Source organism: Streptomyces sp. NPDC002057 (assembly GCF_040296665.1).
GTDB lineage: Bacteria > Actinomycetota > Actinomycetes > Streptomycetales > Streptomycetaceae > Streptomyces.
Window position 1 is genome coordinate 65,544 of the sequence record NZ_JBEOXR010000028.1, and the last position, 25,473, is coordinate 91,016.

22 protein-coding genes are annotated in these 25,473 nt (G+C 72.0%); 13 read left to right on the forward strand and 9 right to left on the reverse strand.

What is annotated here, in order from left to right; translation table 11 throughout:
• Nucleotides 1–45 precede the first annotated feature (45 nt).
• A complete protein-coding gene (locus tag ABT129_RS38070) occupies nucleotides 46–1,242 on the reverse strand; it encodes a hypothetical protein (protein WP_502981849.1) in 1,197 nt (398 codons plus the stop codon).
• Nucleotides 1,243–1,566: 324 nt separating this feature from the next.
• On the opposite strand from ABT129_RS38070, the gene gcl reads away from it, so the two are divergent.
• A complete protein-coding gene (gene gcl, locus ABT129_RS21990; protein WP_351904029.1) occupies nucleotides 1,567–3,354 on the forward strand; it encodes a glyoxylate carboligase in 1,788 nt (595 codons plus the stop codon).
• A gap of 193 nt (nucleotides 3,355–3,547) precedes the next feature.
• Here the strand turns inward: gcl and ABT129_RS21995 are convergent, their stop codons facing one another.
• Complete coding sequence (locus tag ABT129_RS21995; RefSeq protein WP_351904032.1) at nucleotides 3,548–4,534, reverse strand: ArsR/SmtB family transcription factor; 987 nt, start codon at nucleotides 4,532–4,534, stop codon at nucleotides 3,548–3,550.
• Between the two features lie 72 nt (nucleotides 4,535–4,606).
• Between ABT129_RS21995 and ABT129_RS22000 the strand changes: the two genes are divergently transcribed.
• Nucleotides 4,607–5,860 carry an MFS transporter gene (locus tag ABT129_RS22000; RefSeq protein WP_351904035.1) on the forward strand — a complete coding sequence of 418 codons (1,254 nt, stop codon included), beginning with the start codon at nucleotides 4,607–4,609 and terminating at the stop codon, nucleotides 5,858–5,860.
• Here the strand turns inward: ABT129_RS22000 and ABT129_RS22005 are convergent.
• The 4 genes from ABT129_RS22005 to ABT129_RS22020 all read right to left on the reverse strand — a co-directional run bounded on the left by ABT129_RS22005 (nucleotide 5,854) and on the right by ABT129_RS22020 (nucleotide 10,440).
• Nucleotides 5,854–6,519: an HNH endonuclease gene (locus ABT129_RS22005; RefSeq protein WP_351904038.1), complete on the reverse strand. Its 666-nt coding sequence runs from the start codon at nucleotides 6,517–6,519 to the stop codon at nucleotides 5,854–5,856. The two genes, ABT129_RS22000 and ABT129_RS22005, sit on opposite strands and share 7 nt — an antisense overlap.
• Before the next feature lie 510 nt (nucleotides 6,520–7,029).
• Nucleotides 7,030–8,484 (reverse strand): catalase, encoded by a 1,455-nt coding sequence (locus ABT129_RS22010; RefSeq protein ID WP_351904041.1) that lies wholly within the window; start codon nucleotides 8,482–8,484, stop codon nucleotides 7,030–7,032.
• A 187-nt stretch (nucleotides 8,485–8,671) separates the two neighbouring features.
• Nucleotides 8,672–9,562 carry a 2-hydroxy-3-oxopropionate reductase gene (locus ABT129_RS22015; protein ID WP_351904044.1) on the reverse strand — a complete coding sequence of 297 codons (891 nt, stop codon included), beginning with the start codon at nucleotides 9,560–9,562 and terminating at the stop codon, nucleotides 8,672–8,674.
• 44 nt (nucleotides 9,563–9,606) lie between these two features.
• Nucleotides 9,607–10,440, reverse strand: a complete 834-nt coding sequence (locus tag ABT129_RS22020) for a TIM barrel protein (protein ID WP_351904047.1) — start codon at nucleotides 10,438–10,440, stop codon at nucleotides 9,607–9,609.
• Nucleotides 10,441–10,580: 140 nt separating this feature from the next.
• On the opposite strand from ABT129_RS22020, the gene ABT129_RS22025 reads away from it, so the two are divergent.
• From ABT129_RS22025 to ABT129_RS22065, 9 genes are all read left to right on the forward strand, one after another.
• The gene (locus tag ABT129_RS22025; RefSeq protein ID WP_351904120.1) at nucleotides 10,581–10,832 is read left to right on the forward strand and encodes a YkoF family thiamine-binding protein; all 252 of its coding nucleotides are present in this window, start codon (nucleotides 10,581–10,583) and stop codon (nucleotides 10,830–10,832) included.
• Nucleotides 10,833–10,876: 44 nt separating this feature from the next.
• Nucleotides 10,877–11,215 (forward strand): helix-turn-helix domain-containing protein, encoded by a 339-nt coding sequence (locus tag ABT129_RS22030; protein ID WP_351904123.1) that lies wholly within the window; start codon nucleotides 10,877–10,879, stop codon nucleotides 11,213–11,215.
• A 155-nt stretch (nucleotides 11,216–11,370) separates the two neighbouring features.
• Nucleotides 11,371–11,886: a 2-oxo-4-hydroxy-4-carboxy-5-ureidoimidazoline decarboxylase gene (gene uraD / locus ABT129_RS22035; RefSeq protein WP_351904050.1), complete on the forward strand. Its 516-nt coding sequence runs from the start codon at nucleotides 11,371–11,373 to the stop codon at nucleotides 11,884–11,886.
• Nucleotides 11,883–12,272 carry a hydroxyisourate hydrolase gene (gene uraH / locus ABT129_RS22040; protein WP_351904053.1) on the forward strand — a complete coding sequence of 130 codons (390 nt, stop codon included), beginning with the start codon at nucleotides 11,883–11,885 and terminating at the stop codon, nucleotides 12,270–12,272. The genes uraD and uraH overlap by 4 nt, the downstream gene beginning before the upstream one ends.
• A 5-nt stretch (nucleotides 12,273–12,277) precedes the next feature.
• Nucleotides 12,278–13,201, forward strand: a complete 924-nt coding sequence (gene pucL / locus ABT129_RS22045; protein WP_351904056.1) for a factor-independent urate hydroxylase — start codon at nucleotides 12,278–12,280, stop codon at nucleotides 13,199–13,201.
• 71 nt (nucleotides 13,202–13,272) lie between these two features.
• Nucleotides 13,273–14,679, forward strand: coding sequence for a nucleobase:cation symporter-2 family protein (locus tag ABT129_RS22050; RefSeq protein ID WP_351904059.1), 1,407 nt, complete (start codon nucleotides 13,273–13,275; stop codon nucleotides 14,677–14,679).
• 48 nt (nucleotides 14,680–14,727) lie between these two features.
• Entirely contained in the window at nucleotides 14,728–16,116 is a 1,389-nt protein-coding gene (locus ABT129_RS22055; RefSeq protein WP_351904062.1) for an 8-oxoguanine deaminase, read from the forward strand.
• A gap of 295 nt (nucleotides 16,117–16,411) precedes the next feature.
• Nucleotides 16,412–17,860 (forward strand): nucleobase:cation symporter-2 family protein, encoded by a 1,449-nt coding sequence (locus ABT129_RS22060; RefSeq protein ID WP_502981851.1) that lies wholly within the window; start codon nucleotides 16,412–16,414, stop codon nucleotides 17,858–17,860.
• A 59-nt stretch (nucleotides 17,861–17,919) separates the two neighbouring features.
• Nucleotides 17,920–18,567, forward strand: coding sequence for an aspartate/glutamate racemase family protein (locus ABT129_RS22065; RefSeq protein ID WP_351904065.1), 648 nt, complete (start codon nucleotides 17,920–17,922; stop codon nucleotides 18,565–18,567).
• A 28-nt stretch (nucleotides 18,568–18,595) separates the two neighbouring features.
• On the opposite strand, the gene ABT129_RS22070 is transcribed toward ABT129_RS22065, so the two are convergent.
• Complete coding sequence (locus ABT129_RS22070) at nucleotides 18,596–19,213, reverse strand: hypothetical protein (protein ID WP_351904068.1); 618 nt, start codon at nucleotides 19,211–19,213, stop codon at nucleotides 18,596–18,598.
• 167 nt (nucleotides 19,214–19,380) lie between these two features.
• On the opposite strand from ABT129_RS22070, the gene ABT129_RS22075 reads away from it, so the two are divergent.
• Both ABT129_RS22075 and ABT129_RS22080 read left to right on the forward strand, forming a co-directional pair.
• A complete protein-coding gene (locus ABT129_RS22075; protein ID WP_351904071.1) occupies nucleotides 19,381–20,319 on the forward strand; it encodes a fibronectin type III domain-containing protein in 939 nt (312 codons plus the stop codon).
• Nucleotides 20,320–20,408: 89 nt separating this feature from the next.
• The gene (locus ABT129_RS22080; protein WP_351904074.1) at nucleotides 20,409–22,214 is read left to right on the forward strand and encodes a hypothetical protein; all 1,806 of its coding nucleotides are present in this window, start codon (nucleotides 20,409–20,411) and stop codon (nucleotides 22,212–22,214) included.
• 98 nt (nucleotides 22,215–22,312) lie between these two features.
• Here the strand turns inward: ABT129_RS22080 and ABT129_RS22085 are convergent, their stop codons facing one another.
• Together ABT129_RS22085 and aceB are read right to left on the reverse strand one after the other, a co-directional pair.
• On the reverse strand, nucleotides 22,313–23,458 hold the full coding sequence (locus ABT129_RS22085; RefSeq protein ID WP_351904077.1) for a GDSL-type esterase/lipase family protein: 1,146 nt from the start codon (nucleotides 23,456–23,458) through the stop codon (nucleotides 22,313–22,315).
• Between the two features lie 240 nt (nucleotides 23,459–23,698).
• On the reverse strand, nucleotides 23,699–25,321 hold the full coding sequence (aceB, locus tag ABT129_RS22090) for a malate synthase A (protein ID WP_351904080.1): 1,623 nt from the start codon (nucleotides 25,319–25,321) through the stop codon (nucleotides 23,699–23,701).
• Nucleotides 25,322–25,473 lie beyond the last annotated feature (152 nt).

The following is a 25,473-nucleotide window of genomic DNA, read 5'->3' on the forward strand; positions in this document are numbered from 1 at the left end:
TGCCGAGGTCTTGTGGGGGTTCTCGCGGGGGTACGGCTCCGGAGCTCAGGCGCCGCCCGAGGCCAGGCCGTCGGCGGCGTCGTTGACCGGCTGCGGGGTGCCGGTCAGGTCGAGCACGAAGAGCGGGAGCCCGATCTCGGCGGCCCGGGAGCGGGCCTCCGGGGTGTAGCCGGCGAGCGAGAAGAACACGCTCACGCCCGAGGCGCTCAGCCCGTTGAGCCACAGGCACTCGACGGCCCGCAGCGCGGTCGGCCGGGTGCTCGGGTCCACCTGCGCGACGAGCCCCGGCCCCCGCAGGTCCACCCCCGACGCGGGGCGCTCCTCGGGCTGGACGACGTCCCGGAACCCCAGCCAGCGCAGGTACCCGGCCGCCGCCGCGACCGCGTCCCGCGCGGTCCGGATCGTCAGGGGCTGGAAGGCTCCGCGCACCGGCCCAGGGCGCGGGGCGGTGGGCGGCAGCGGGATGTGCGCGGGATACCGCTCGGCGAAGGCGCGGGGCGCCCCCGGGAAGGGCGGCGTGCCCGGTCCCGTGCGGGGCGCGTCGGAGTCACGGCCGCCCGCGTGGGCGCCGCCCTCCCGGGGGCTGCCCTCTCGGGGGCTGCCCGCTTCGGGCCCGGACGTACGGCTTTCCGGCTCGGGCGTACGGCCTTCGGGCCCGGACGTACGGCCTTCGGTCTCGGGCGTGCGGCCGTCGGGTTCGGGCGTGCGGTCGTCGGGTTTGGACGGGTGGTCTTCGTGGCGCTTCGTGGGGCCCGCCCCGAACCACCCCGCAACGGGCTCGGCCCCTCGGCGCGGTGCGGCTGCGGAGGGCGCGTCCGGCTCCGGCTGCCCGGGGGTCCCGTCGGAGGCGGACGGACCGGAGGCGGACGGACCGGAGTCGGCCGGGTCGGAGTCGGCCGGGTCGGAGTCGGCCGGGTCGGAGAGGGAGCCCCGCACGCCCCGCGCACCGCTCTCACCTGCGGCGTCGCCGTCCGTGTCGCCCGTACCGCTCTCGCCGGCCACCGAGGTCCCCGAGCCGGCGGAGCCCAGGGAATCCGCCGCGTCCACGGGGCGCGCGGAATCCACGGAGTCCACCGGTTGTACCGGTACCCGCAGGAGCGTTCCGCACGAGCAGCCCAGTTCCGGGTGGGGCCAGTCGTTCTCGCGGCCGCAGGCCCCGCAGCGGACGGTGACCCATTCGTCGGTCCAGTTCCGGTGCGTGAGGGGTGCCCCCGTCGCGCCCGCCGTCAACGGTGGCGCCACGGGGCTCCCGCACGCGCAGGGGAAGACGGGTGCCGCGTAGGCCTGCGTGCTCAGGCATTTCGGGCAGCGCACCGATACCGACTCGCCCACAACGAACCCCCTGTCGTCCGGTCCCATCGTCCCCCCATCGGCCGTCCCGGGGGGAGGTGTTCGGCCACTTCCTCGATCCCGTAGATCGGACTTCTCTTGACGGCTCTCCGGAGCCCGACCTACATTGCTTCCGTATAGCAGAACAGTATTTCCGCATTACGGAAACAAGCCCCTCGGGCTCGGTGAGCCGACCCGGTGGCCTTGGATCCGCCCGGCCGAAGCAGGAGCACTCCCATGCCTCGTATGACCGCCGCCGCAGCGGCCGTTGAGATCCTCAAGCGCGAAGGCGTCACCCAGGCGTTCGGCGTCCCCGGCGCGGCGATCAACCCCTTCTACCGCGAGCTCAAGAACGTCGGCGGCATCGGCCACACGCTGGCCCGCCACGTCGAGGGCGCGTCGCACATGGCCGAGGGGTACACCCGCGCCAAGGCCGGCAACATCGGCGTCTGCATCGGTACCTCAGGACCGGCCGGCACCGACATGATCACCGGCCTGTACTCGGCGATCGCCGACTCGATCCCGATCCTCTGCATCACCGGCCAGGCACCGGTCTCGAAGCTCCACAAGGAGGACTTCCAGGCCGTCGACATCGCCTCGATCGCCAAGCCGGTCACCAAGGCCGCGACGACCGTCCTGGAGGCCGCGCAGGTCCCCGGCGTCTTCCAGCAGGCCTTCCACCTGATGCGCTCCGGCCGTCCCGGCCCGGTCCTCATCGACCTGCCGATCGACGTCCAGCTGACCGAGATCGAGTTCGACCCGGAGACCTACGAGCCGCTGCCGGTCTACAAGCCGCAGGCCACCCGCGCCCAGGCCGCGAAGGCGCTGAACTTCCTCCTGGAGTCCGAGCGCCCGCTGATCGTCGCCGGCGGCGGCATCATCAACGCCGACGCCTCCGACCTCCTCGTCGAGTTCGCCGAGCTGACCAACATCCCGGTCATCTCCACCCTGATGGGCTGGGGCACCATCCCGGACGACCACGAGCTGGCCGCCGGCATGGTCGGCGTCCAGACCGCGCACCGCTACGGCAACGCGACCTTCCTGGAGTCGGACTTCGTCCTCGGCATCGGCAACCGCTGGGCCAACCGCCACACCGGCTACAACATGGACGCGTACACCAAGGGCCGGAAGTTCGTCCACGTCGACATCGAGCCCACCCAGATCGGCAAGATCTTCGCGCCGGACTACGGCATCGCCTCCGACGCCAAGGTCGCGCTCGAACTCTTCGTCGAGATCGCCAAGGAGCTGAAGGCCGCCGGCAAGCTGCCGGACTTCTCCGCCTGGGCCGCGTCCGCGCAGGAGCGCAAGGCCACCCTCCAGCGCCGCACGAACTTCGACAACATCCCGATCAAGCCGCAGCGCGTCTACGAGGAGATGAACAAGGCCTTCGGCCCGGAGACCCGCTACGTCACCACCATCGGTCTCTCCCAGATCGCGGCCGCGCAGTTCCTGCACGTCTACAAGCCGCGCCACTGGATCAACTGCGGCCAGGCCGGCCCGCTCGGCTGGACCATCCCGGCCGCCATCGGCGCCGCCACCGCCGACCCGGAGACCCCGGTCGTCGCGCTCTCCGGCGACTACGACTTCCAGTTCATGATCGAGGAGCTGGCGGTCGCCGCCCAGCACAAGGTCCCCTACGTCCACGTCCTCGTGAACAACGCCTACCTGGGCCTGATCCGCCAGGCGCAGGGCAACCTGGGCATCAACTTCGAGGTCAACCTCGAGTTCGAGAACATCAACACCCCGGAGATCGGCGTCTACGGCGTCGACCACGTCAAGGTCGCCGAGGGCCTGGGCGTCAAGGCGATCCGCGTCACCGACCCGGAGAAGCTGGGCGAGGCCCTGGAGCAGGCCAAGAAGCTGGCCGTCGAGCACCAGGTCCCGGTCGTCGTCGAGGCCATCCTGGAGCGCATCACCAACATCGCGATGAGCAAGACGGTCGACATGAGCGACGTCACCGAGTTCGAGGAGCTCGCGACGGAGCCCGGCCACGCACCGACCGCGATCAAGGCCCTCCAGGTCTGATCCCGGAGCCGCGACACGGCCCCCGTCCCGAGGAGCACCGGGACGGGGGCCGCCCCACGTCCACGCACGGCACGCGTCACCCACGCCCGGCACGCGTCACCCCTGCGTCAGGAGCGCCCCGCGCCCGGCACGCGTCACCCACGCCGGGCACGCGTCACCCCGCCGCCCGGCACGCGTCACCCCGCGCCCGGCCTCAGGCGCCGCTCGTTCCCGGCTGCGCCCGGACGAGCACCGCGCCCGCCTCCGTCCACTCGTACAGGACGGACCGGCCCGCCCGTCCCCGCCGTACGAGCCCGGCGTCGAGCAGCACCTTCAGATGGCGCCCCACCGATCCGAGCCCCTGCCCGGTCAGCGCCACCAACTGGCTCGTGGACTTCGGCGATTCGAGCCGTACGAGGACACCGGCGCGCGCCCCGCCGAGCAGGGCGCCGAGCGCCTCCGGTACGAGGGGGCCCGCCCCGCCCGTGAGGGCGCCGGAGCACGCGTACACGATCGCGTACCGCTCGGAACCCTCCCAGGAGACCCACCCCTGGTCCGGCGTCACCGGGACGAAGAGCAGTCGGCCGCGGTCGAGCCGTCTCGGCGGGTAGGCGCGCGGGTTGACCTGCAGGCGTCCGTCGCCCAGCCAGCGCATCTTCCCCGGGGAGAGCTCGTCGAGCGCCGCCACCCAGCCGTCCCGGGCCAACCGCGCGGTCCGTGCCACCACATCGGCCTCCAGCACCCGGCGGCGGCGCGGCCAGTCGGGCAGCACGGTCTCCCGCCACACCCACTCCAGAACTCCCGCCATCCGGAGCGGAAGATCCCCCGCCGACCGCAGCGGCTCCGGGACGGGGCCGCCGATGGCCACCTCCAACTGCGGTACGGCGGCGGCGGGTTCGGCGTCCCGGACGGCGGCGACCTCCTCCTCGAAGGACCGCCCGCTCTCACCCGTCGGCGTCGGCGTGAGGAAGTCGGCGTTCCAGGTGGGCCCGAGGGCCGCCCGGACGAGGAGCGCGTCGAGCGGCTCGGCGGTCAGACGCCTCCGGTACGCGGGCAGATGCGTCGCCAGCCAGGCCCGCTCGCCCGGGTGGGTGCCGACGGCCAGGTCCAGGGTCTTCAGGGCCGCCACCGTCTCGGCGAGCGGGGAGACGACGAACCGGCTCCCGGCGAGGGAGTCCGTACCGATCTGCCACCAGCCCATGGAACGCACCCCGTCCTTTCGCCCCCACGCGAAACAATACCGGCGCGGACGGGCCGCCCGGAGACTCCCGGCATGCCCCGCTACCGCGCGCTCTTCCGTACCCCCGAGTTCACGCCGCTCTTCCTGACCGGTGCCGCCCACAGCGCCGCCCAGACCATCGCCGGGCTCGGCCTCGCCACGCTCGTGTTCCGCGAGACCGGCTCCCCGCTCCTCTCCGCCCTCGCGCTCTTCGGCCCCTCCCTCGCCCAACTGGTCGGCGCGACCACCCTCCTCTCGGCCGCCGACCGGCTGCCGCCGCGCGCCACGATCGCCGGACTCGCCCTCTTCTTCGCCCTGGGAACCGCGGTCCTGGCGATCCCGACCCTGCCGACCTGGGCGGTCTTCGCGGTCCTCCTCGCCGAGGGCCTCGCGGCCTCGCTCGGCGGCGGTGTGCGCTACGGGCTCCTCAACGAGATCCTGCCCCGCGAGAAGTACCTCATCGGCCGCTCCGTGACGAACATGGCCGTCGGCGTCTGCCAGATCGGCGGCTTCGTGACCGGCGGCGTCCTGATCGCCCTGCTCGCGCCGCGCGGCGCGGTGCTCGTCGGCGCGGGGCTCTACCTCACCGCCGCGCTCCTCGCCCGCCTCGGCCTCACGGCGCGCCCGCCGCGCGCCACCGGGCGCGCCTCGGTCGCCGAGACCTGGCGCACCAACCGGCGACTGCTGTCCGCGCCCGCACGCCGGCGCTGCTACCTCGCCCTCTGGGTGCCCAACGGGCTGATCGTGGGCTGCGAGTCGCTCTTCGTGCCGTACGACCCCGAGCGCGCCGGGCTCCTCTTCGCCAGCGGGGCACTCGGGATGCTGGTCGGGGACGTCGCCGTCGGCCGCTTCGTGCCGGCCCGGCTGCGCGGCCGGCTCCGGTTCCCGCTCCAGGCGCTGCTCGCGGCCCCGTTCCTGCTCTTCGTCCTGGACCCCGCGCCGCCGCTCGCGTTCCTCGTGGTGACGGTCTCGGCGGTCGGGTACGGGGCGAGCCTCCTGCACCAGGAGCGGCTGATGACCCTGGTGCAGGAGGAGTCGAGCGGTCACGCCCTCGGACTGCACAGCTCGGGGATGCTCGCGCTTCAGGGGGTGAGCGCGACGCTCGCCGGCACCCTCGCCCAGCTCACGTCACCGAGGACGGGGATGGTGCTGCTCGCCCTCGCCTCGCTCACCGTCACGTTCCTGCTGGCGCGGGCCGACCGCGGGGCCGTGGCCGGGAAGGGGCCCGAGACCGGCCCCGAGGCCGACGGCGCGGCCGGACCGGGGGCCGACCGCGCCGGGCCGCCGCTCGGCGCGCCCGCTCAGTGAGGTGACGTCGACCGGATCACGACGGTGTCCTCACAGGGGCCGTCGGCGAACAGCTTGAGCGTCTCGACCTCGTCCTTGTCGGCGGAGAGGTCCCAGCGCAGCTTGGTGCCCACCCAGTCGCCGAGGTACCTGCAGTACCGCGCGGCGTCCGTGGGCACCCAGGCGGCCGGGTCCCGCCCCGCCCGGTCCTGCCGGCTGCGGGCGGTGACGGCGACGAGGGTGGCGGCCGCGCCCTGGTCGTTGGCGAACCGCTCGCGCCGGTCCGCGGTCCAGCCGGAGGCGCCCGACTCCCAGGCCTCCGCGAGCGGGACGAGGTGGTCGACGCGGAGCGCGGCCGGGTCGGAGACGCTCTGGCCGTCGTAGGACGAGGTCCACCGGCCCCCGGTCAGGGCGCAGCCCGCGCCGGTCGCGGGCGCGTCGACGGCCTCGGTGAGCAGGACCTCGGAGCGGGTGTCGCAGCCGTCGGCCGGGTCGAGGCCGGCGTTCCAGTGGGGGAAGGCACTCACCTGGAAGCCGGCCGGTTCCTCGGCCGCCTCGGTGAGCTCGGCGAGCGCGTCGGGCAGGAGGACGACGTTCGCGGAGAGGGCGGGGGAGGGGACGGCGAGCGGGGACAGGACGAGGGCGAGCGGGGTGAGCCCGCGCATCAGGTTCTTGATCACGTACGAGTGGATAGCGGCGGTCGCGGGGCGCGGGGGCCCGAATCGCGGTGCACTCCTCCGAGCGGGTGCGGATCTTCACCGCAGAAACGATGCGCTGCGGAGCCGTACACCGGGGAACAAGAAGAGCGCGGAACCAGGGACCGTAAACCTGGTTCCGCGCTCTCCGGCCTTGTGACCGCCCGACGGCACGAGGCTGGCGCGACAGGACGTTCGCGCCGCCGGGCGGAGTCTTGGAGTTCCGGGGGCTCCTCGTAAGGGTTCTGCCCGGAAGGGTTCCCCTCGGAAGGGGGGGCGTTGGGACCGCGGCGGTGCCGACGGGCGGATCAGCTGTCCTCTTCTTTCAGGTCAAGAAGGGGGACCGACGCCCTTACCACCGCACTGGCTCGGCGCCGCCGCGGTCCTCACGCTTGTCCGGTTCGCCGGCCACCCCTCATCCGGGTCGGCGATCCGGACCACGTACGACACTGACCTCCCGTCAGGTGTCGTACGCAGTCTGGGTTTGCGGGCGGGTCAGTCGCGCAGGGCGTTGACCGCGTCCGCCACGCGCTTGCCGTACTCCGCGTCGGCGGCGGCGAAGTGCGCGAGGTTCTTGTCGATGACGTCCTCGCGGGACACCTGGGAGAGACCGCCGGCGATGTTGGCGATCAGGCGCTTCTTCTCGTCCTCGGACATCAGGCGGTAGAGCTCGCCGGCCTGGAAGAAGTCGTCGTCCTTGGTGTGCTGCGGCGCCTCGTGGGTGCCGGTCCAGCCGTGGATCGCGAGCGGGGCGGAGAGCGCCGCGTCGGTCTGGGCCGGGCCCTGGTACGAGTTGGGCTCGTAGTTCTTGTCGTGGCGCGAGCCCTGACGGGTGGCCATGAGGCCGTCGCGGCCGTAGTTCTCCGCCACGGTCGCCTTGGGCGCGTTCACCGCGAGCTGGGTGTGGTTGACACCGAGGCGGTAGCGGTGGGCGTCCGCGTAGGCGAAGAGGCGGCCCTGGAGCATCTTGTCCGGCGAGGGGCCGATGCCCGGGACGAAGTTGTTCGGGGAGAACGCGGCCTGCTCGACCTCGGCGAAGACGTTGTCCGGGTTGCGGTCGAGGACCAGACGGCCCACGCGCCGCAGCGGGTAGTCGCTGTGCGGCCACACCTTGGTGAGGTCGAACGGGTTGAAGCGGTACTCGGCGGCCTCGGCGGCCGGCATCACCTGGACGTACAGGGTCCAGGAGGGGTTCACGCCGCGCTCGATCGCCTGGAGCAGGTCGGTCTGGTGCGAGTTGGCGTCCTTGCCGACGAGCTCGGCGGCCTGGTCGGCGGAGAGGCTGCGGATGCCCTGGTTCGTCTTGAAGTGGTACTTGACGAAGAAGGCCTCGCCCGCCTCGTTGGTCCACTGGTAGGTGTGGGAGCCGTAGCCGTTCATGTGACGGTACGAGGCCGGGATGCCGCGGTCGCCCATGAGCCAGGTGATCTGGTGGGTGGCCTCGGGGGCGTGCGCCCAGAAGTCCCAGACGTTGTCCGGCTCCTGCTTGCCCGTGAAGGGGTCGCGCTTCTGCGAGTGGATGAAGTCGGGGAACTTGATCGGGTCCTTGATGAAGAACACCGGGGTGTTGTTGCCGACGAGGTCGTAGTTGCCCTCTTCGGTGTAGAACTTCAGCGCGAAGCCGCGCGGGTCGCGGACCGCGTCCGCGCCGCCGAGCGAGTCGGCCACGGTGGAGAAGCGGATGAAGGTCTCGGTCCGCTTGCCGACCTCGCCGAGGAAGTTCGCGCTGGTGTAGCCGGTGACGTCGTCGGTCACCTCGAAGTAGCCGTACGCGCCGGAACCGCGGGCGTGCACCACGCGCTCCGGGATCCGCTCACGGTTGAAGCGCGCGAGCTTCTCCAGCAGGTGCTGGTCCTGGAGGAGGAGAGGGCCACCGACGCCGGCGGTGGCGGAGTTCTGGTTGTCGGCGACGGGGGCGCCGGACTCGGTCGTAAGCACGCGCTTCGACATCGTGACCTTCCGTACGGGAGCTCTGCTGACGGTCCGAGGAGCGTAAATTCGGCCCGAACGTATCGTCAACAGTTTGTTGAAAAGGAAGTGTGGTGTTCCGGTCGGCGGCGGCGCCTGGGCGCGACAGGACAGTTGTCAGCGCCGCCGCCGACCGGAAATCTGGGGCCCCTGGAAGAGGGGCGACGGGTCAGACCTGCTGGCCGGAGAGGCGCTCGACGGCGCGCAGCAGGGCCGAGTGGTCCAGGCCGCCGTCACCCTGGGCGCGCAGCGAGGCGACCAGCTGGGCGACGACCGCGCCGACCGGGAGGGCCGCACCGACGTTGCGGGCGGCGTCGGTGACGATGCCCATGTCCTTGTGGTGCAGGTCGATCCGGAAGCCGGGCTTGAAGTCCCGGTTCAGGAAGTTGTCCTTCTTGCGGGTCAGCACGGTCGAGCCGGCCAGGCCGCCGTTGAGGACGTCGAGGGCGGCCTGGAGGTCCACACCGGACTTCTCCAGGAAGACGACGGCCTCGGCGCAGGCCTGGATGTTGACCGCGACGATCAGCTGGTTGGCCGCCTTCACCGTCTGGCCGGAGCCGTGCGGGCCGCACAGGACGATGGTCTTGCCGAGGCTCTCCAGGATCGGGAGGGCCTCGTCGAAGTCGGCCTTCTCGCCGCCGACCATGATGGAGAGCACGGCCTCGATGGCGCCGGCCTCGCCGCCGGAGACCGGGGCGTCGATGACGCGGATGCCCTTGTCGGCGGCGTTCTTGGCGAGGTCGACCGAGGTCTGCGGGGTGATCGACGACATGTCGACGATCAGCGCGCCCTGCCGGGCGTTCTCCAGGATGCCCTCGGGGCCGTAGGCGATGGCCTCGACCTGCGGGGAGGCGGGCACCATCGTGATGACGACGTCGGCGTCCTTGACGGCCTCCGCGATCGACGCGGCGGCCGTGCCGCCGGCCGCGGTGAGGCGGTCCAGCTTGTCCTGCTCCAGCGTGAAGCCGGTGACGGAGTAGCCCGCCTTGATCAGGTTCTCGGACATGGGGGAGCCCATGATGCCGAGGCCGATCCAAGCGATCTTGGGGAGGTTGCTCATGAGGGTGCCTCTCAAAACAAGGTGGTACGGGGAGAAGTCGCTGGTCAGCGGGCCGGGCGGGCCTCGGCCGGGAGCCACTCGAAGGACGCGGCGGCGTCGGCGGCCTTGTACTCCAGGCCGACCCAGCCCTCGTAACCGGCCTTCTTCAGCTCGTCGAGGAGCTGTTCGAGCGGCAGGTCGCCGGTGCCCGGCGCGCCACGGCCCGGGTTGTCCGCGATCTGCACGTGGCCGGTCTTCGCCGCGTACTCGGCGATGACCCGGCCGACGTCCTCGCCGTTCATCGACAGGTGGTAGATGTCGAGGAGGAACTTGGCGTTGCCGAGTCCCGTCGCCTCGTTGACCTTGTCGATGACCTCGATCGCGGAGGGGGCGCTCACCAGGGGGTAGAGCGGCGACTCCGGCTTGTTGAGGGTCTCGACGAGGAGGATCGCGCCGATCCGGTCGGCCGCGCGGGCGGCCAGGACCAGGTTCTCCAGGGCGAGGGTGTCCTGGATCTGCGGGTCGACGCCCTCGACGCGGTTGCCGTAGAGCGCGTTGAGCGCCTTGCAGCCGACCGAGGCGGCGAAGTCGGCGGCCACCTCGATGTTGGCGCGGAAGCGGTCCGACTCGTCCCCGGGCACGGAGAGGGCTCCGCGGTCCGGGCCGGGCAGCTGCCCGGCGTAGAAGTTCAGGCCCACCAGCTGGGTGCCGGCGTCCTCAAGGGCTTTCTTGAGGGCGTCGAGCTCGCTCTGCTCGGGGGTGGCGGTGTCGATCCAGGGCCACCACAGCTCGACCGCGGTGAAGCCCGCCGCGGCGGCGGCCGCGGGGCGCTCCAGGAGCGGGAGTTCCGTGAAGAGGATCGACAGGTTCACATCGAAGCGCTGGTCCGTGAATCCCATGAGGGGCGGCGCTCCTTCCGTATCGCGGAAGTAAGTTTCTGTCTGACGGAATGTTGCAAGGTTCCCGACACACTTGTCAAGAGGTCCCCGCAGGTCCGGGGCTCCCGTGCGCCGGAGCGGGGCCGTAGCGTGGGGCCATGGTGCGTTTGAGAGTGGAGTTCACGACCGAGCCGTTCGACCTCGACGAGGCGCCGGCGCACGCGGTCGTGGCCCGTGAGGTCATTCAGTCGGCCGAGCTGGACGCGGTCGACGTGGGCCCCTTCGGCAACACGGCCGAAGGCGGCGCCGACGAGGTGCTCACCGCGGTCGACGCGCTGCTGCGCAGTTCGCTCGCGGCCGGCGCCACCCGCGTCTCGCTCCAGGTCAATGTCATCGGGGAGGGCGAGAAGTGACCGAGCACCCCTTGATCGCGGCGGTGAAGCCCCTGGTCGACGCCATGGGCGCCGAGCTGCTCGTCCCCGCGCAGGCGGAGGGTGACGATGTGGTCCTGTCCTGGGAGGGGGAGGACGTGCTCGCCGTGCGCCTGCCCCAGCTGTCCGAATCCCTCGACCACATCCTGGCGGCGATGGAGCGGCGGCACGGGATGCCACTGGCCGAGCTCGACCGCAGGACGAAGCAGGAGGTCGTCCGGCTCCTGGAGGCGCGCGGCGCCTTCTCGGTCCGTCATGGAGTGGAGACGGTGGCGGGCGCACTGGGTGTCAGCCGCTTCACCGTGTACAACTACCTGAACAGGGAGACCGCCCTGAACAGGGAAAAGGCCGCCAAGAGCGAGTAGTTGATCATGTAAGGCCACCAGCCGTCGTCCGCATGTCGGGACGACGGCTTTTGCATGACCGAGTTTTCAACAAAGTGTTGACGTTGTGTTGCGGAGGGCGTTAGCTATCCGCAGCCCGTCCGACGCACAGCGAAAAACAGCCACGGAGGCTTCCCGTGACTTCAGGTACGACACCGGGTCTCACCCGGTTCAACACCTCGGCGGACAGCGAGGCCGTCGCCACGCTCCACGAGGTGTGTTCCAGTTCGGCGTGGGGGAGCAAGATCCTCGCCCAGCGCCCGTACACCACCGCCGAAGCTCTCTTCCTCGCCAGTGACGCCGCCATGGCCGAGCTGACCGCCGAGGACCTTGCCGAGGCGATGGCGGGGCACCCGCCGATCGGTCGTCCGAAGGCCGGGGACCCGACCTCCTCCCGTGAACAGAGCGGGATGGCCGGCGCCTCCGCGGAGCTCAAGGCCGAGATGCTCGAACTCAACCTGGGCTACCAGGACACGTTCGGACACGTCTTCCTCATCTGCGCCACCGGCCTGACCGGCGAGCAGATGCGCGACGCGCTCCGGCAGCGGATCGGCAACTCGCCCGAGGAGGAGCGGGAGATCGTCCGCACCGAACTGGGCAAGATCAACCGCATCCGGCTGACCCGACTCGTAGAGGAAGAGAGCTCCGCATGAGCACCGACACCACGGCCTCGGTGTCCACCCACATCCTGGACACCAGCATCGGCCGCCCCGCCGAGGGCGTCGCCATCACGCTCGCGGCCCGCAGCGGCCCCGACGCGGAGTGGGTCGCGCTCGGCGGTTCCGCCACCGACGCGGACGGACGCTGCAAGGACCTGCCGGCGCTGCCGGAGGGCACCACCCACGTACGGCTCGACTTCGAGGTCGAGACGTACTTCTCCAAGAAGCAAGCCGAGGCGCAGCAGGACGCCCCCCGCGTAAGGGACAGCGGTGCGTTCTTCCCCGAGGTGGCGATCACGTTCGCCGTCACCCCGGGCGAGCACTACCACGTACCGCTGCTGCTCAACCCGTTCGGCTACTCCGTATACCGAGGGAGCTAGCAGACATGCCCACGATTCTCGGCCAGAACCAGTACGGCAAAGCAGAGAACCGCGTCGTCAAGATCACGCGGGACGGCGACACCCACCACATCAAGGACCTGAACGTCTCCGTCGCCCTCTCCGGCGACCTCGACGACGTCCACCTCACCGGCTCCAACGCCCACTGCCTCCCCACCGACACGACGAAGAACACCATCTTCGCGTTCGCCAAGGAGTACGGCATCGAGTCCGCCGAGCAGTTCGGCATCCACCTCGCCCGCCACTTCGTGACGAGCCAGGAGCCGATCAGGCGGGCGCGCATCCGGATCGAGGAGTACTCCTGGGAGCGCATCGCCTCCTCCGACGCCAACTCCAAGTTCATCGGCGCCGAAGAGGTCAACCACTCCTTCGCCCGCAAGGGCCAGGAGACCCGCGTCACCCAGATCACCTACGACGGTGAGACGTGGGAGGTCATCTCCGGCCTCAAGGACCTGGTCGTCATGAACTCCACCAACTCGGAGTTCTGGGGCTACATCAAGGACCAGTACACGACGCTCCAGGAGGCGTACGACCGCATCCTGGCCACGCAGGTGTCCGCCCGCTGGCGGTTCAACTGGACCGACGACGACCAGCGCATGCCCAACTGGGAGCGGTCGTACGAGCAGACCAGGAAGCACATGCTCGAGGCCTTCTCGGAGACGTACTCGTACTCCCTCCAGCAGACGCTGTACCAGATGGCCACGCGCATCATCAACCACCGCTCGGAGATCGACGAAGTCCGCTTCTCGCTCCCGAACAAGCACCACTTCCTGGTCGACCTCGAGCCCTTCGGCCTGAAGAACGACAACGAGGTCTACTACGCCGCCGACCGCATGTACGGCCTCATCGAGGCCACCGTCCTCCGCGACGGCGCCACGGCGCAGATCCCGGTCGACATGACCAACCTCTAAGCGGAGTCTGAGTGACCGGCCCCCGCCCGCCCGCAGTCGGGCGGGGGCCGCGCCAGACCGGAGGGATTCCCATGGCACAGCCCGCAAAGGGGCCGGCGCACGCCGAAGGCCCGTGTTCCACCCTGCCGGACACCACCCACGCGGTCCATCCGGTGGACGAAAAGCTCCCCGCCTCGCGGCTCGTCCCCGCGGCGCTCCAGCACATCGCCGCCATGTACGCCGGCGTCGTCACCCCTCCGCTCATCATCGGCCAGGCCGTGGGCCTGGACACCGCCGGAATGACCCGGCTCATCGCCGCCAGCCTGCTCATCGCCGGCTGCGCGACCATCCTGCAGACCCTGGGCGTCGGACGCTTCGCCGGCAACCGGCTGCCGTTCGTCAACGCCGCCTCCTCCGCCGGAATCGCCCCGATGCTCGCCATCGCCGAGACCAGCGCCCCCGGACACCAACTCCCCGCCATCTACGGCGCGGTGATGGTCGCCGGAGTCTTCTGCCTCGCCGTCGGTCCCTTCTTCGGCAGGCTCCTGCGCTTCTTCCCGCCGCTCGTCACCGGCGTCGTGATCACCCTCATCGGGGTCACCCTGATGCCCGTGCCCGTCGGCTGGGCCCAGGGCGGCGACAGGACCGCCGCCGACTTCGGTGCCATGAAGTACCTGGCACTCGCCGGCTTCACCCTCGTCGTCATCCTGCTCTTCCAGCGCTTCGGCAAGGGCTTCCTCAAGCAGATCGCCCTGCTCCTCGGCCTCTTCATCGGCACCCTCGCCGCGATCCCCTTCGGGATGGCCGACTTCACCGCCCTGCGCGAGGCGCCCGTCGCGGCCCTGCCCACCCCCTTCGCCTTCGGCGCCCCCGAGTTCCAGCCCGCCGCGATCCTCTCCCTCTGCATCGTGATGCTGGTCCTGATGACCGAGTCCAGCGCCGGCATGCTCGCCCTCGGCGAGATCTGCGACCGGCGCAGCGACGGCCGGACCATCACCCGCGGACTGCGCACCGACGGCATCGCCACCCTGCTCGGACCCGTCTTCGGCGGCTTCCCGACCTCGGCCTTCGCCCAGAACGTCGGCGTCGTCTCGCTGACTCGGGTGCGCTCCCGCTACGTGGTCGCCGTCGCCGGCGGCGCCCTGCTCGTCCTCGGGGCCTTCCCCGTCCTCGGCGCGGTCGTGTCCATGGTCCCGATGCCCGTCCTCGGCGGCGCCGGCATCGTCCTCTTCGGCTCGATCGCCGTCAGCGGCATCCGCACCCTGTCGGAAGCCGGGCTCGACGACAGCTCCAACATCATCCTGGTGGCCGTCGCGCTCGGAGCGGGCATCATCCCGCTCGCCGCGCCCACCTTCTACGCCGAGTTCCCGGCCTGGGCGCAGACCGTGCTCGGCTCCGGCATCAGCGCGGGCGCGCTCGTCGCCGTCCTGCTCAACCTGTTCTTCCACCACCTCGGCACCCGGAGCCGTCAGACGGCTCCGGCACTCAAATCCTCCTAGGGTCCTGCCGTGCCCACTCCACCCCAGAGGAATGAAGGAACCACCGCCATGGCAGCACCTTCGGCAGCCCAGCGCATCGTCATCGAGAACGCGGCGATCGCCACGGTCGACGCGAACGACACCGAGTACGCCTCCGGCTACCTCGTCGTCGCCGACAACAAGATCGAGTCCATCGGTGCCGGCCGGGCTCCCGAAGGCCTGGAGAACGTGGTCCGGCGCATCGACGCCACCGGTCACCTGATCACGCCCGGCCTCGTCAACACCCACCACCACTTCTACCAGTGGATCACCCGCGGTCTGGCGACCGACCACAACCTCTTCAACTGGCTGGTCGCCCTCTACCCGACGTGGGCGCGGATCGACGAGCAGATGGTGCGCGCCGCCGCCCAGGGCTCGCTGGCCATGATGGCCCGCGGCGGTGTCACCACCGCCATGGACCACCACTACGTGTACCCGGTGAACTCCGGCGACCTCTCCGGTGCCATCATCGGCGCCGCCTCCGAGATGGGCGTCCGCTTCACCCTCGCCCGCGGCTCCATGGACCGCAGCGAGAAGGACGGCGGCCTGCCGCCGGACTTCGCCGTCGAGACCACCGAGGGCGCGCTCGCCGCGACCGAGGAGACGGTGAAGAAGTACCACGACGCCTCCTTCGACGCGATGACCCAGGTCGCCGTCGCGCCCTGCTCCCCCTTCTCCATCTCCACCGAACTCCTCCGGGAGGGCGCGGCCCTCGGCCGTCGCCTGGGCGTGCGCATGCACACCCACGGCTCGGAGACCGTGGAGGAGGAGAAGTTCTGCCACGAGCTCTTCGGCATGGGACCGACGGACTACTTCGAGTCCACCGGCTTCCTCGGCGAGGACGTGTGGATGGCGCACTGCGTCCACATGAACGACTCCGACATCGCGGCCTTCGCCCGCACCAAGACCGGTGTGGCGCACTGCCCCTCCTCCAACGCGCGCCTCGCCGCCGGCATCGCCCGCGTCCCCGACATGCTGAAGGCGGGCGTACCCGTCGGCCTCGGCGTCGACGGCACCGCCTCCAACGAGTCGGGCGAACTCCACACCGAGCTGCGCAACGCGCTCCTCATCAACCGCCTCGGCGCCCACCGCGAGTCCGCGCTCAACGCCCGCCAGGCCCTGCGCCTCGGCACCTACGGCGGCGCCCAGGTCCTCGGCCGCGCCGACAACATCGGCTCCCTCGAAGCCGGCAAGCTCGCCGACTTCGTCCTCTGGAAGATCGACGGCCTCGGCCACTCCACGATCGCCGACCCGGTCACCGCCATCGTCTTCGGCGCGGCGGCCCCGGTCACGGCCTCCTTCGTCAACGGCAAGCAGATCGTCGAGAACGACCGGCTGCTCACCGTCGACGAGGACACCATCGCGCGCGACGCGCGCGCGGAGGCCCAGCGTCTGGCCCGCATCGCGGCCCAGGGCTGACCCTCCCCATGGAGTCCGACCGAGGGGGACGGCCCTCGGTCGGTCGCCGCGGACCCGAGCGGGGTTCGCGGCAGCCTGACCGGGAGGTGCCGTACTCAGAAGCAGTACGGCACCTCCCGGGACGGTGACGCCTGCCCGAACCCCCACCGGGCACCCCGTCCCCGCACCGCGGACTCCCGCCGCGCGCACCGCACCACCCCCGCAACGAGCCGCACCTCCTGCACCTCGCACCGCATCGCACCACCTCCCTGAACCCCGCGTCACCGCCGACGTGTAACCGACCGGAGGAACCGCCGTGGCCGAAGCGCCCCAGGTTCGCAATGCACAAGACGCAGGCTCCGCCCCCGAAGACCGCGAGACACATCCGGTCGACGAGACGCTGCCCCCACTGAAGATGCTCACCAGCGGCCTCCAGCACGTGGCCGCCATGTACGCGGGCGTCGTCGCCCCACCCCTCATCGTCGGAGCGGCCGTCGGCCTCTCCGGTACCGAACTCACCTTCCTGACCGGCGCCAGCCTCTTCACCGCGGGGCTCGCGACCTTCCTCCAGACGCTCGGGGTCTGGAAGATCGGCGCCCGGCTGCCGTTCGTCAACGGCGTCACCTTCGCGGGTGTCGCCCCGATGCTCGCCATCGTCGACACCACCGACGACAAGGCCGACGCGCTCCCCGTGATCTTCGGCGCGATCATCGTCGCCGGACTCCTCGGATTCCTCGCCGCCCCCTGGTTCTCCCGGCTGGTGCGGTTCTTCCCGCCGGTCGTCACCGGCACCGTCATCACCCTCATAGGCGTCTCCCTCCTCCCGGTCGCGTTCGGTTGGGCCCAGGGGCCCAACCCCAAGGCCGAGGACTACGGTTCGACCACCTTCCTCACCCTCGCCGGCATCACCCTCGTCGTCGTCCTGCTGCTCCGCCGCTTCACCCGCGGCTTCCTCAAGCAGATCGCCGTCCTGGTCGGCCTCGTCATCGGCACCCTCATCGCCATACCGTTCGGCGTCACCGACTTCTCCCCGGTGACCGAGGCGGACATCGTGGGCTTCCCGTCCCCGTTCCACTTCGGCGGACCCCAGTTCGCCCTCGCCGCGATCATCTCCATGTGCGTGGTCATGCTGGTCTCCATGACCGAGTCGACCGCCGACATGCTGGCGCTCGGCGAGATCGTCGACCGGCCGGCCGACGAGAAGACCATCGCGGCCGGACTCCGCGCCGACACCCTCGGCTCGGCGATCAGCCCGCTCTTCAACGGCTTCATGTGCAGCGCCTTCGCGCAGAACATCGGCCTGGTCGCCATGACCCGGATCCGCAGCCGCTTCGTCGTCGCCTGCGGCGGTGGCTTCCTGGTCCTGATGGGCCTCTCCCCGGTCGCCGCCTCGCTCATCTCGGTGGTTCCCCGGCCGGTCCTCGGCGGCGCGGGTGTCGTCCTCTTCGGCTCGGTCGCCGCCAGCGGCATCCAGACCCTGGTCAAGGCCGGCCTGGAGAAGGACAACAACGTGCTGATCGTGGCGGTCTCACTGGCCGTCGGCATCATCCCGATCACCGCGCCGGAGTTCTACCACGCCTTCCCGGAGACCGCGAAGATCATCCTGGACTCCGGCATCTCCACCGGCTGTGTCGCCGCCGTCCTGCTCAACGTGGTCTTCAACCACCTGGGCAAGGGCCGGGACGACGACGACGTCACCGCGCCGATGGAGCCCGGCGACGAGATCTCGGGCAGCCGCACCGCGAAGGCGGCGCACGTCCACTGAACCCGCCCGACGTCCCACCGCACGCCCCGGTCCCCGCGCACACAGCGGGGCCCGGGGCCGTGGTGCTGATCAACCCCAACACCTCCACCGCCACGACCGCGATGATGACCGCCCTCGCCCGGCGCGCCCTGGGCCCCGCCCTCGCCGTCCGCGGTGTGACCGTGCCCCGCGGCCCGCGCATGCTCACCGACCCGGCCGCCCTGCGCGCCGCCGCCCCCGAGGTGCTCGCCGCGGGCCTGCGCGCCACGGCCGGGGGCGGCTGCGCCGCGCTCCTCGTGGCCGCCTTCGGCGACCCGGGTGTCGGGGAACTGCGTGCGGCGACCGACGTCCCCTTGGTGGGCATCGGCGAGGCCGCCCTCGCGGAGGCGGCCGCCGGCGGGACGCCGTTCGGCATCGCCACCACGACACCGCTCCTGGCCGACGCCCTCGCCGTCCATGTCGCGTCCCTCGGCCTCGCCGAGCGGTACACGGGTCCGCGCCTCACACCGGGAGACCCCGAACTCCTCACCCGAGACCCGGAGTCGCTCCTCGACGCGCTGGAGCGGGCGGTCCGCGCCTGCGTCGAACAGGACGGCGCCCGGGCCGTCGTCATCGGCGGCGGCCCGCTGGGCGAGGCGGCGGAGGCCCTCCGGTCCCGTTGCGCGGTGCGGATCGTGGCCCCGATCCCGGCGGCCTGCCGGGTGATCGCCGGCCTGCTGTCCGTGTGACGGCCGGGGATGCGGAACGCGTGGCCCTTCACCCCTCCACCGCCGTCCGCCGGCGGCACTCGTGGGCCAGTGCCGGGTAGGCGGCGGCGATCGCCTCGTACAGCCGCCGCCGCAGCAACCGCTCGGCCTCGCCGCGCCCGGTCGCCCCGTACAGGCCGTCGAGCAGCGCCTCGTAGCGCGAGAGGGCGTGCCGCAGATAGCTCACCTGCCACCGCACGAGAGCCCCGGCGGGCGGGCCGGCGGGCGTCCGGGCCGGAGACTCCGCCGGTGCCTCGGCGGCGGGGACCGGCGACCCGAGGAGCCGTCGGTGCCGCACCGCCCTCCGCTCCAGTTCGGGCGCGGGGAGCCGGGGCACCTCGATCGGTTCCGCGCGGATCGCGGCCAGCACGGCCGCCCGGCGCCGCTCCGCGTACGCCGTGGCGGCCGCCGACCGGGCGGGGGAGAGCGCCGAGGTCTCGGCGAACTCGGGTGTCCGCTCCACGGTCTCGACCCGCGCCAGGAGGTAGAGCCGCAGGGGTGTGAGCGACCAGCGGCGCGGGTCACGGCCCTGTACGTCGGGTGTGCCGAGCAGCTCCCGCACCATGGTGTCGGTCCAGCCCCGGCGGCGTACCCCGGCGAGCGTCACATAGGTCGTACGGTCCGTCATGATTCCCCCAGATTCGACTACGGAGCGTGATGTTCTCAGTGAAGCGCATGCCACTGACAACGCCCCCTTGCTGGGGTCGCCCCGCCTGTGGGATATAGGTCTGGACCTTTCCGACGGACGGAGGCCGGACCGTGCACCCCCCACAACGCCCGATCCCCGCAAGCCTGTTGACCACACTCGCCCTCGCACTCGCCCTCACCGGGTGCTCCGGCGCCGCCGCCCCGGAGCCCCGGGACACCCGCGCCCCCACCGTCCCCACCGGAGTCACCGCGACCGCCGGCAGCGCCGGCACCGTCCACGTCATGTGGAGCGCGGCCACCGACGACCGGGCCGTCACCGGCTACGCGGTCTACAGCGAGGGCCGCAAGGTCAAGGACCTCCCCGCCACCACCCTGATGACCGACGTCGTCGGCCTCGCCCCCGAGACCCGCCACCGCTTCACGGTCCGCGCCCGCGACGCCGCCGGCAACGTCTCACCCCCGAGCGCCACCGTCGCCGCGACCACGCTCCGCGCCGTCGCCGAGGACCGCACGCCCCCCACCGCGCCGTCCGCGCTCCGCGCCACCCCCGACGGCGGCCGCGCCGTCACCCTCCGCTGGTCCCCGGCCAGGGACGACACCCGCGTCACCGCGTACGACGTCTACCAGGCCGACACCCGCATCCACACCGTGCCCGGCACCGCCACCACCGCCCACGTCTCCGGACTGCGCCCCGGCACCGCCTACGCGTTCACGGTCCGCGCCCGTGACGCCGCCGACAACTCCTCCCGGGACAGCGCCCCCGCCGACCTCACCACCGCCCCGTCCCCGGGCGCACCACCGAACACCGCCCCCACCCGCCTCTCCGTGACCGCGGCCAAGGGCGAGATCACCGTCACCTGGACCCCACCGGACGCGGGAGCCCCGGTGACCCACCATGAACTCCACCTCAACGGCCGCTTCGCCACCACCATCATCTGGGGCACCACCCCGCCCCCGGGCCGCGCCACCTACACCTTCCCGGTCCAGGACCCCCCGGGCACCCGCTACACCGTCACCCTCCGCGCCCAACTCCCGGACGGCACCTGGGGCGACTTCTCGGCACCCCGGACGGTGGCGGTGCGCTGACCGCGCCACCCCGGCCGCCGGGCGGATTCCGCACCCCGCCCGCCTGCGTCGCACGCCCGATCCGCCCCTTCCGAACTACCCTGGGAAGCGTGGCCGAGACCGTTCTCACCAACACCGGGCTCGACAGCTTCCTCGACGGAGCACCCGAGCGCCGCGATCCCGTTTTCGTGCGTGCCGCCGAGGCGGTGCTGGGTCTTCTCGCCCTCCGGGGGGCGGACCGGGGGACGGGGGTGCCCGAGCCGACGCCCCCTCTGGTCCGCCAGTTGCTCGTCGAGGACCTGCCGACGTTCGTGTACGCGCCGCCCGGGACGCTCGCGGCCTATCCGGCTGTCGTCGGGCGGCTCGCCGCACGGTTCGACGGCGAGCGGGGCGAGCGCGTCGCCGTGGCGGTCAGGGAGACCACCGCCGACTTCGAGCGGGCCATGACCGACCCCGGGAACCTCACCTGGCACCGCTGGTACGCCTCGCTGCTCCGCACCTGCGGCGCCGACCTCGCCGACCCCGAGGACGTACGGCGCCGGCTCGCGGCCCTCGACGGGGCGCCGCTGCCCGACGGCGTCCACCGGGCCGACCTGATGGGACGCACCGCCCTCGCGGACGTCCTCCTCGCCGAGGCGCTCACCCGCGCGTACGTACGGGACGCCGAGGCGCCGCCCGCCGCCGGGCCGCTGCTCACCGACCACACCGTCGCGACCGGGATCGGACAGGTCGCCGCCGCGCTCCAGGACCGGTGGACCGCCGCCGGGCTGACCGAACAGCTCGCCGGGCCGTACGCCCGCTTCGCGCCCGGACCCGACGCCTTCCCGCACCTCGTCCTGGCCGATGCCCTCCTCGACGAACACCTCGACCACTACGGGGACACCGGCGCACCCGTACCCCCGCCGCCCGCGACCGAGCCCGGGCCGGGGCCCGTCGAGGAGGACGCCGACGCCCTCATCACCGCGGTCGAGGAGCTGTCGGAGGAGGAGTTCGAGCCCTACGGGGGCGAGGCCCCGCACCTCCTCTACGTGGTCTACCGGCGCGGCTGCTCGGCCGAGTCCGTCGCGCGCAAGGCCGCGGAGTACGAGGACCGGTCCGTCGATCCGGCGCTGGAGGACCTGCCCGTACCGGTACCGGCCGAGGCGGCCGGACCGTACACGGTCCCGTCCCTGCCGGAGCTGGAACGACTCCTCGGGACGCCCGGGCTGACCGAGGCCGACCGCACGGCGCTCGAAGGGCCCGCACGCGACCTGGCCACCGCCCTGGACCGGCTCGCCGCCACCGGCCTGGTCTTCCGCACCGGCGACGCCTTCGGGCTGACCCCGCGCGGCGCGGGGGCCGTCCGCTACCTCCTCGGGGTGCGCGGGGTCGCCGCGCCCGACGCCACCGAGACCGAGGGGTGGACCGCGGCCGAGGTGGTGACCGCCGCGGCGGGCTGGCCCTCGGGCGTCGCCGCGCGCGTGCTCGCCGACTGGCTCCGCGCGCGCGGGGACACCGCCGACGCCTGGTCCCGGCTGCTCGCCGCCCTCGGCACCGTCCACGCCGGGACCTCCGACGCCGCCACCGTCCGCGGCCTCTTCACCGTCCTCGACACCGCCGCCGCCCCGCCCGAGGCCCTGCGCGGCGCCCTGCGCGACCCGGTGATCGGCGCGTACGCCCATCAGGCCCTGCGCGCGCGGGGCGAACCCTCCGACCTGATCCAGGTGCGGACCTCGGCGCGGGCGCTGTTCGTGCTGGACGCGCTGCCCGCCAAGAAGGGCCCCCTGGAGTCCCGTCGTACCGCCTTCGACCAGGCGGCCGCCGCCTGGCCGGGCGGGTCGGCCGCCCTGCTCCGGGCGATGGTCGCGGCCGACCGCCACGAGACGGAGCGGGTCCTTGCCCCGCTCGGCCTCGCCCCACCGGGAACCCTCGCCTGACCCTCGGCGTCAGCACACCGGAGTCCGGCGGACCGGAGTCCGGCGGACCGGAGTCCGGCGCACCGGAGTCCAGGGCACCTGAGTCCGGCGCACCGGATTCACCCCGCCGTCAGGTACATCCCCGACGGCCCCGCCCCCGCCGTGTTCCGGCAGCTGTGGTTGCCGGTCGGGCGGGCGTGGACCAGGGCCAGGCAGCGGCCGAGGGCCTGCTGGCCGTAGGCGTTGGGGTGCATGGACTCCTGGACGAGCCCCTGCGTGCTCCGGCTGTCGATCCAGCGCGCCCACTCGCTCGTCGTCCCCGACGCGGGCGCGGCCGACGTCACCTGACGGCTCGCCTTGGCGCAGACCTCACGCCCCTGCAGCGCGTCCCGCAGGTCCATGAACTGCACGCCCTTCGCCGCCGCGACGCCCTTCAGCCGGTCGGCGAGCTGCGGGACGAGGGAGTCGCGGGCCCAGTCGGAGTCGGCGTTCCAGAAGGGACAGCCGCCGGTGTCGGTACGGGACCAGCCGCTCTCCCCGTACCGGTTGTCTGCGGCGCGCGGGAGGGGGGAGGGGTACGACTGGAGGACGATCCGGTAGTCGGACGAGCTGTATCCGGCCCCTGCCATCACGGCCCGGATCTCGTCGACCGAGCGGCCGACGTCCGCCATGACGCCGTCGATGCGGGCGTCGACCTCGCTCTGCTGGTCGTCGTGGCAGTACGAGTACCAGACGATGTAGTCGGTCGCGCAGGCGGTGATGACGTCGGCGAACCCGAGGTCGTTGCCGCCGATGGAGAGGGCGATCAGTTCCACGTCGTGCGAGGCGGCCACCGCCGCCAGCTGGTCGGCCTGCGGCGCCTCGCCCTTGAAGGACTGGCCGCCCCGCGAGGCGCGGAAGACGTTGTCCGTCGTGGCCCCGGAACAGGCCAGGTTCACGAGGGAGCCCGCGAGCGGGCCCGCGCTCCTCACCTCGGCGGTGTCGGAGCGGTGACAGCCGCCCGCGGTGGCGCCGTACACCCGGGACGGGTCGTGACCGCCGCCCGTCCAGGCCCGGTCGGTGCCGGTGCGACCGCCCGAGTCGGTCAGGCTGTTGCCCAGCCAGCGGCCGGCCTCGCCGGAGATGTAGCTGTCGCCCATGGCGACGACGGCGGTCGGCCCGGTGCCGGGGGAGGCGGAGGCGGTGGGGGCGGCGACGGAGACGAGTCCGGCGGCGGTACACAGTGCCAGGAGTGCGCGCAGCGCACGGTGGGGGGACGAAGGCATGGCTGTGCTCCTGCGGTACGCGGTGACGTGGGGGACAGCCGCCGGCCGGTGGCATGGCGGAATCTGTCACCCACTGGCTTGTTACCGCTAGGTAGCCGCATATCTCGGTTGCGTCACGTCACCTGTGGAACAGCAGGACACACGACAGGCCCCGCCCCCGGAGGTGTGCGTCCACCGGGGTCGGGGCCTGTGACGGGCCGGGCCTGTGCGGGGCCGAGCCTGTACGGGACGGGGTCGGGGTCAGCCGACCAGCTGCTCGTACGCGGGGAGCGTCAGGAAGTCCGCGTAGTCCGCGTCGAGGGAGACGTGCAGCAGGAGGTCGTGCGCCTGCTGCCACTTGCCGGCCGCGAAGGCCTCCTCGCCGATCTCCGCGCGGATCGCGTCCAGCTCCTCGGCGGCGACCTTGCGGGCCAGCTCCGGGGTGGCGGTCTCGCCGTTCTCGAAGACCACGCCGGCGTTGATCCACTGCCAGATCTGCGAGCGCGAGATCTCGGCGGTGGCCGCGTCCTCCATCAGGTTGAAGATGGCGACGGCGCCCAGGCCGCGCAGCCACGCCTCGATGTAGCGGGTGCCGACCTGCACGGCGCTCACCAGACCGGCGTACGTGGGCTTCGCGTCCAGCGAGTCGATCGCGATCAGATCGCCGGGCGCGACGGAGACGTCCTCGCGGAGGCGGTCCTTCTGGTTCGGCTTCTCGCCGAGGACGGCGTCGAAGGAGGCCATCGCGATCGGGACCAGGTCGGGGTGGGCGACCCAGGAGCCGTCGAAGCCGTCGCCGGCCTCGCGGTCCTTGTCGGCCTTGACCTTCTCGAAGGCCACCTTGTTGACCTCGGCGTCCTTGCGGGACGGGATGAACGCCGCCATGCCGCCGATCGCGTGCGCGCCGCGCTTGTGGCAGGTGCGCACGAGGAGTTCGGTGTACGCCCGCATGAACGGGGCCGTCATCGTGACCGCGTTGCGGTCCGGGAGGACGAACTTGGCGCCGCCGTCACGGAAGTTCTTGACGATGGAGAACAGGTAGTCCCAGCGGCCCGCGTTCAACCCGGCTGCGTGGTCGCGGAGTTCGTAGAGGATCTCCTCCATCTCGTACGCGGCCGTGATGGTCTCGATGAGGACCGTGGCGCGGACGGTGCCCTGCGGGATGCCGACGTAGTCCTGGGCGAAGACGAAGATCTCGTTCCAGAGGCGGGCCTCCAGGTGCGACTCCGTCTTCGGCAGGTAGAAGTACGGGCCCTTGCCCAGGTCGATCAGGCGCTGGGCGTTGTGGAAGAAGTACAGGCCGAAGTCGACGAGCGCACCCGGCACCGGGCGTCCGTCGAAGGTGAGGTGACGCTCGTCCAGGTGCCAGCCGCGGGGCCGCATGACGACCGTCGCCAGCTCGTCGGCCGGCTTGAGGGCGTACGACTTGCCCGAGCGCGCGTCCGTGAAGTCGATCTTCCGGCGGTACGCGTCGATCAGGTTGACCTGGCCGAGGACCACGTTCTCCCAGGTCGGCGCGGAGGCGTCCTCGAAGTCGGCGAGCCAGACCCGGGCGCCCGAGTTCAGCGCGTTGATCGTCATCTTGCGGTCGGTGGGGCCGGTGATCTCGACACGGCGGTCGTTCAGGGCCGCCGGGGCCGGAGCGACCTTCCAGGAGTCGTCGGCGCGGATCGCCGCGGTCTCCGGGAGGAAGTCCAGGGTGGACGTGCGGGCGATCTCGGCGCGACGCTCCGCTCGGCGGGCGAGGAGCTCGTCCCGGCGCGGGGTGAACCGCCGGTGCAGTTCGGCGACGAAGGCCAGGGCGGCCTCGGTGAGCACCTCTTCCTGACGCGGCAGGGGCTCGGCATCGACGACGGCCAGGGGGGACGGCGCTGGTGCGGACATGAACTGTCACTTCCTTCAGCGGACTTCACGGGCGGTGCCAGGCGGCCGCCGGGCGTCGCGGGACGGCACGGAGTGCCGCAGGCGCCGAGATACGGCCGCGAGCGCCCTCTGAACTAGCAGGCGCTTCTGAACAGTGGATACTAGTTTCCTCA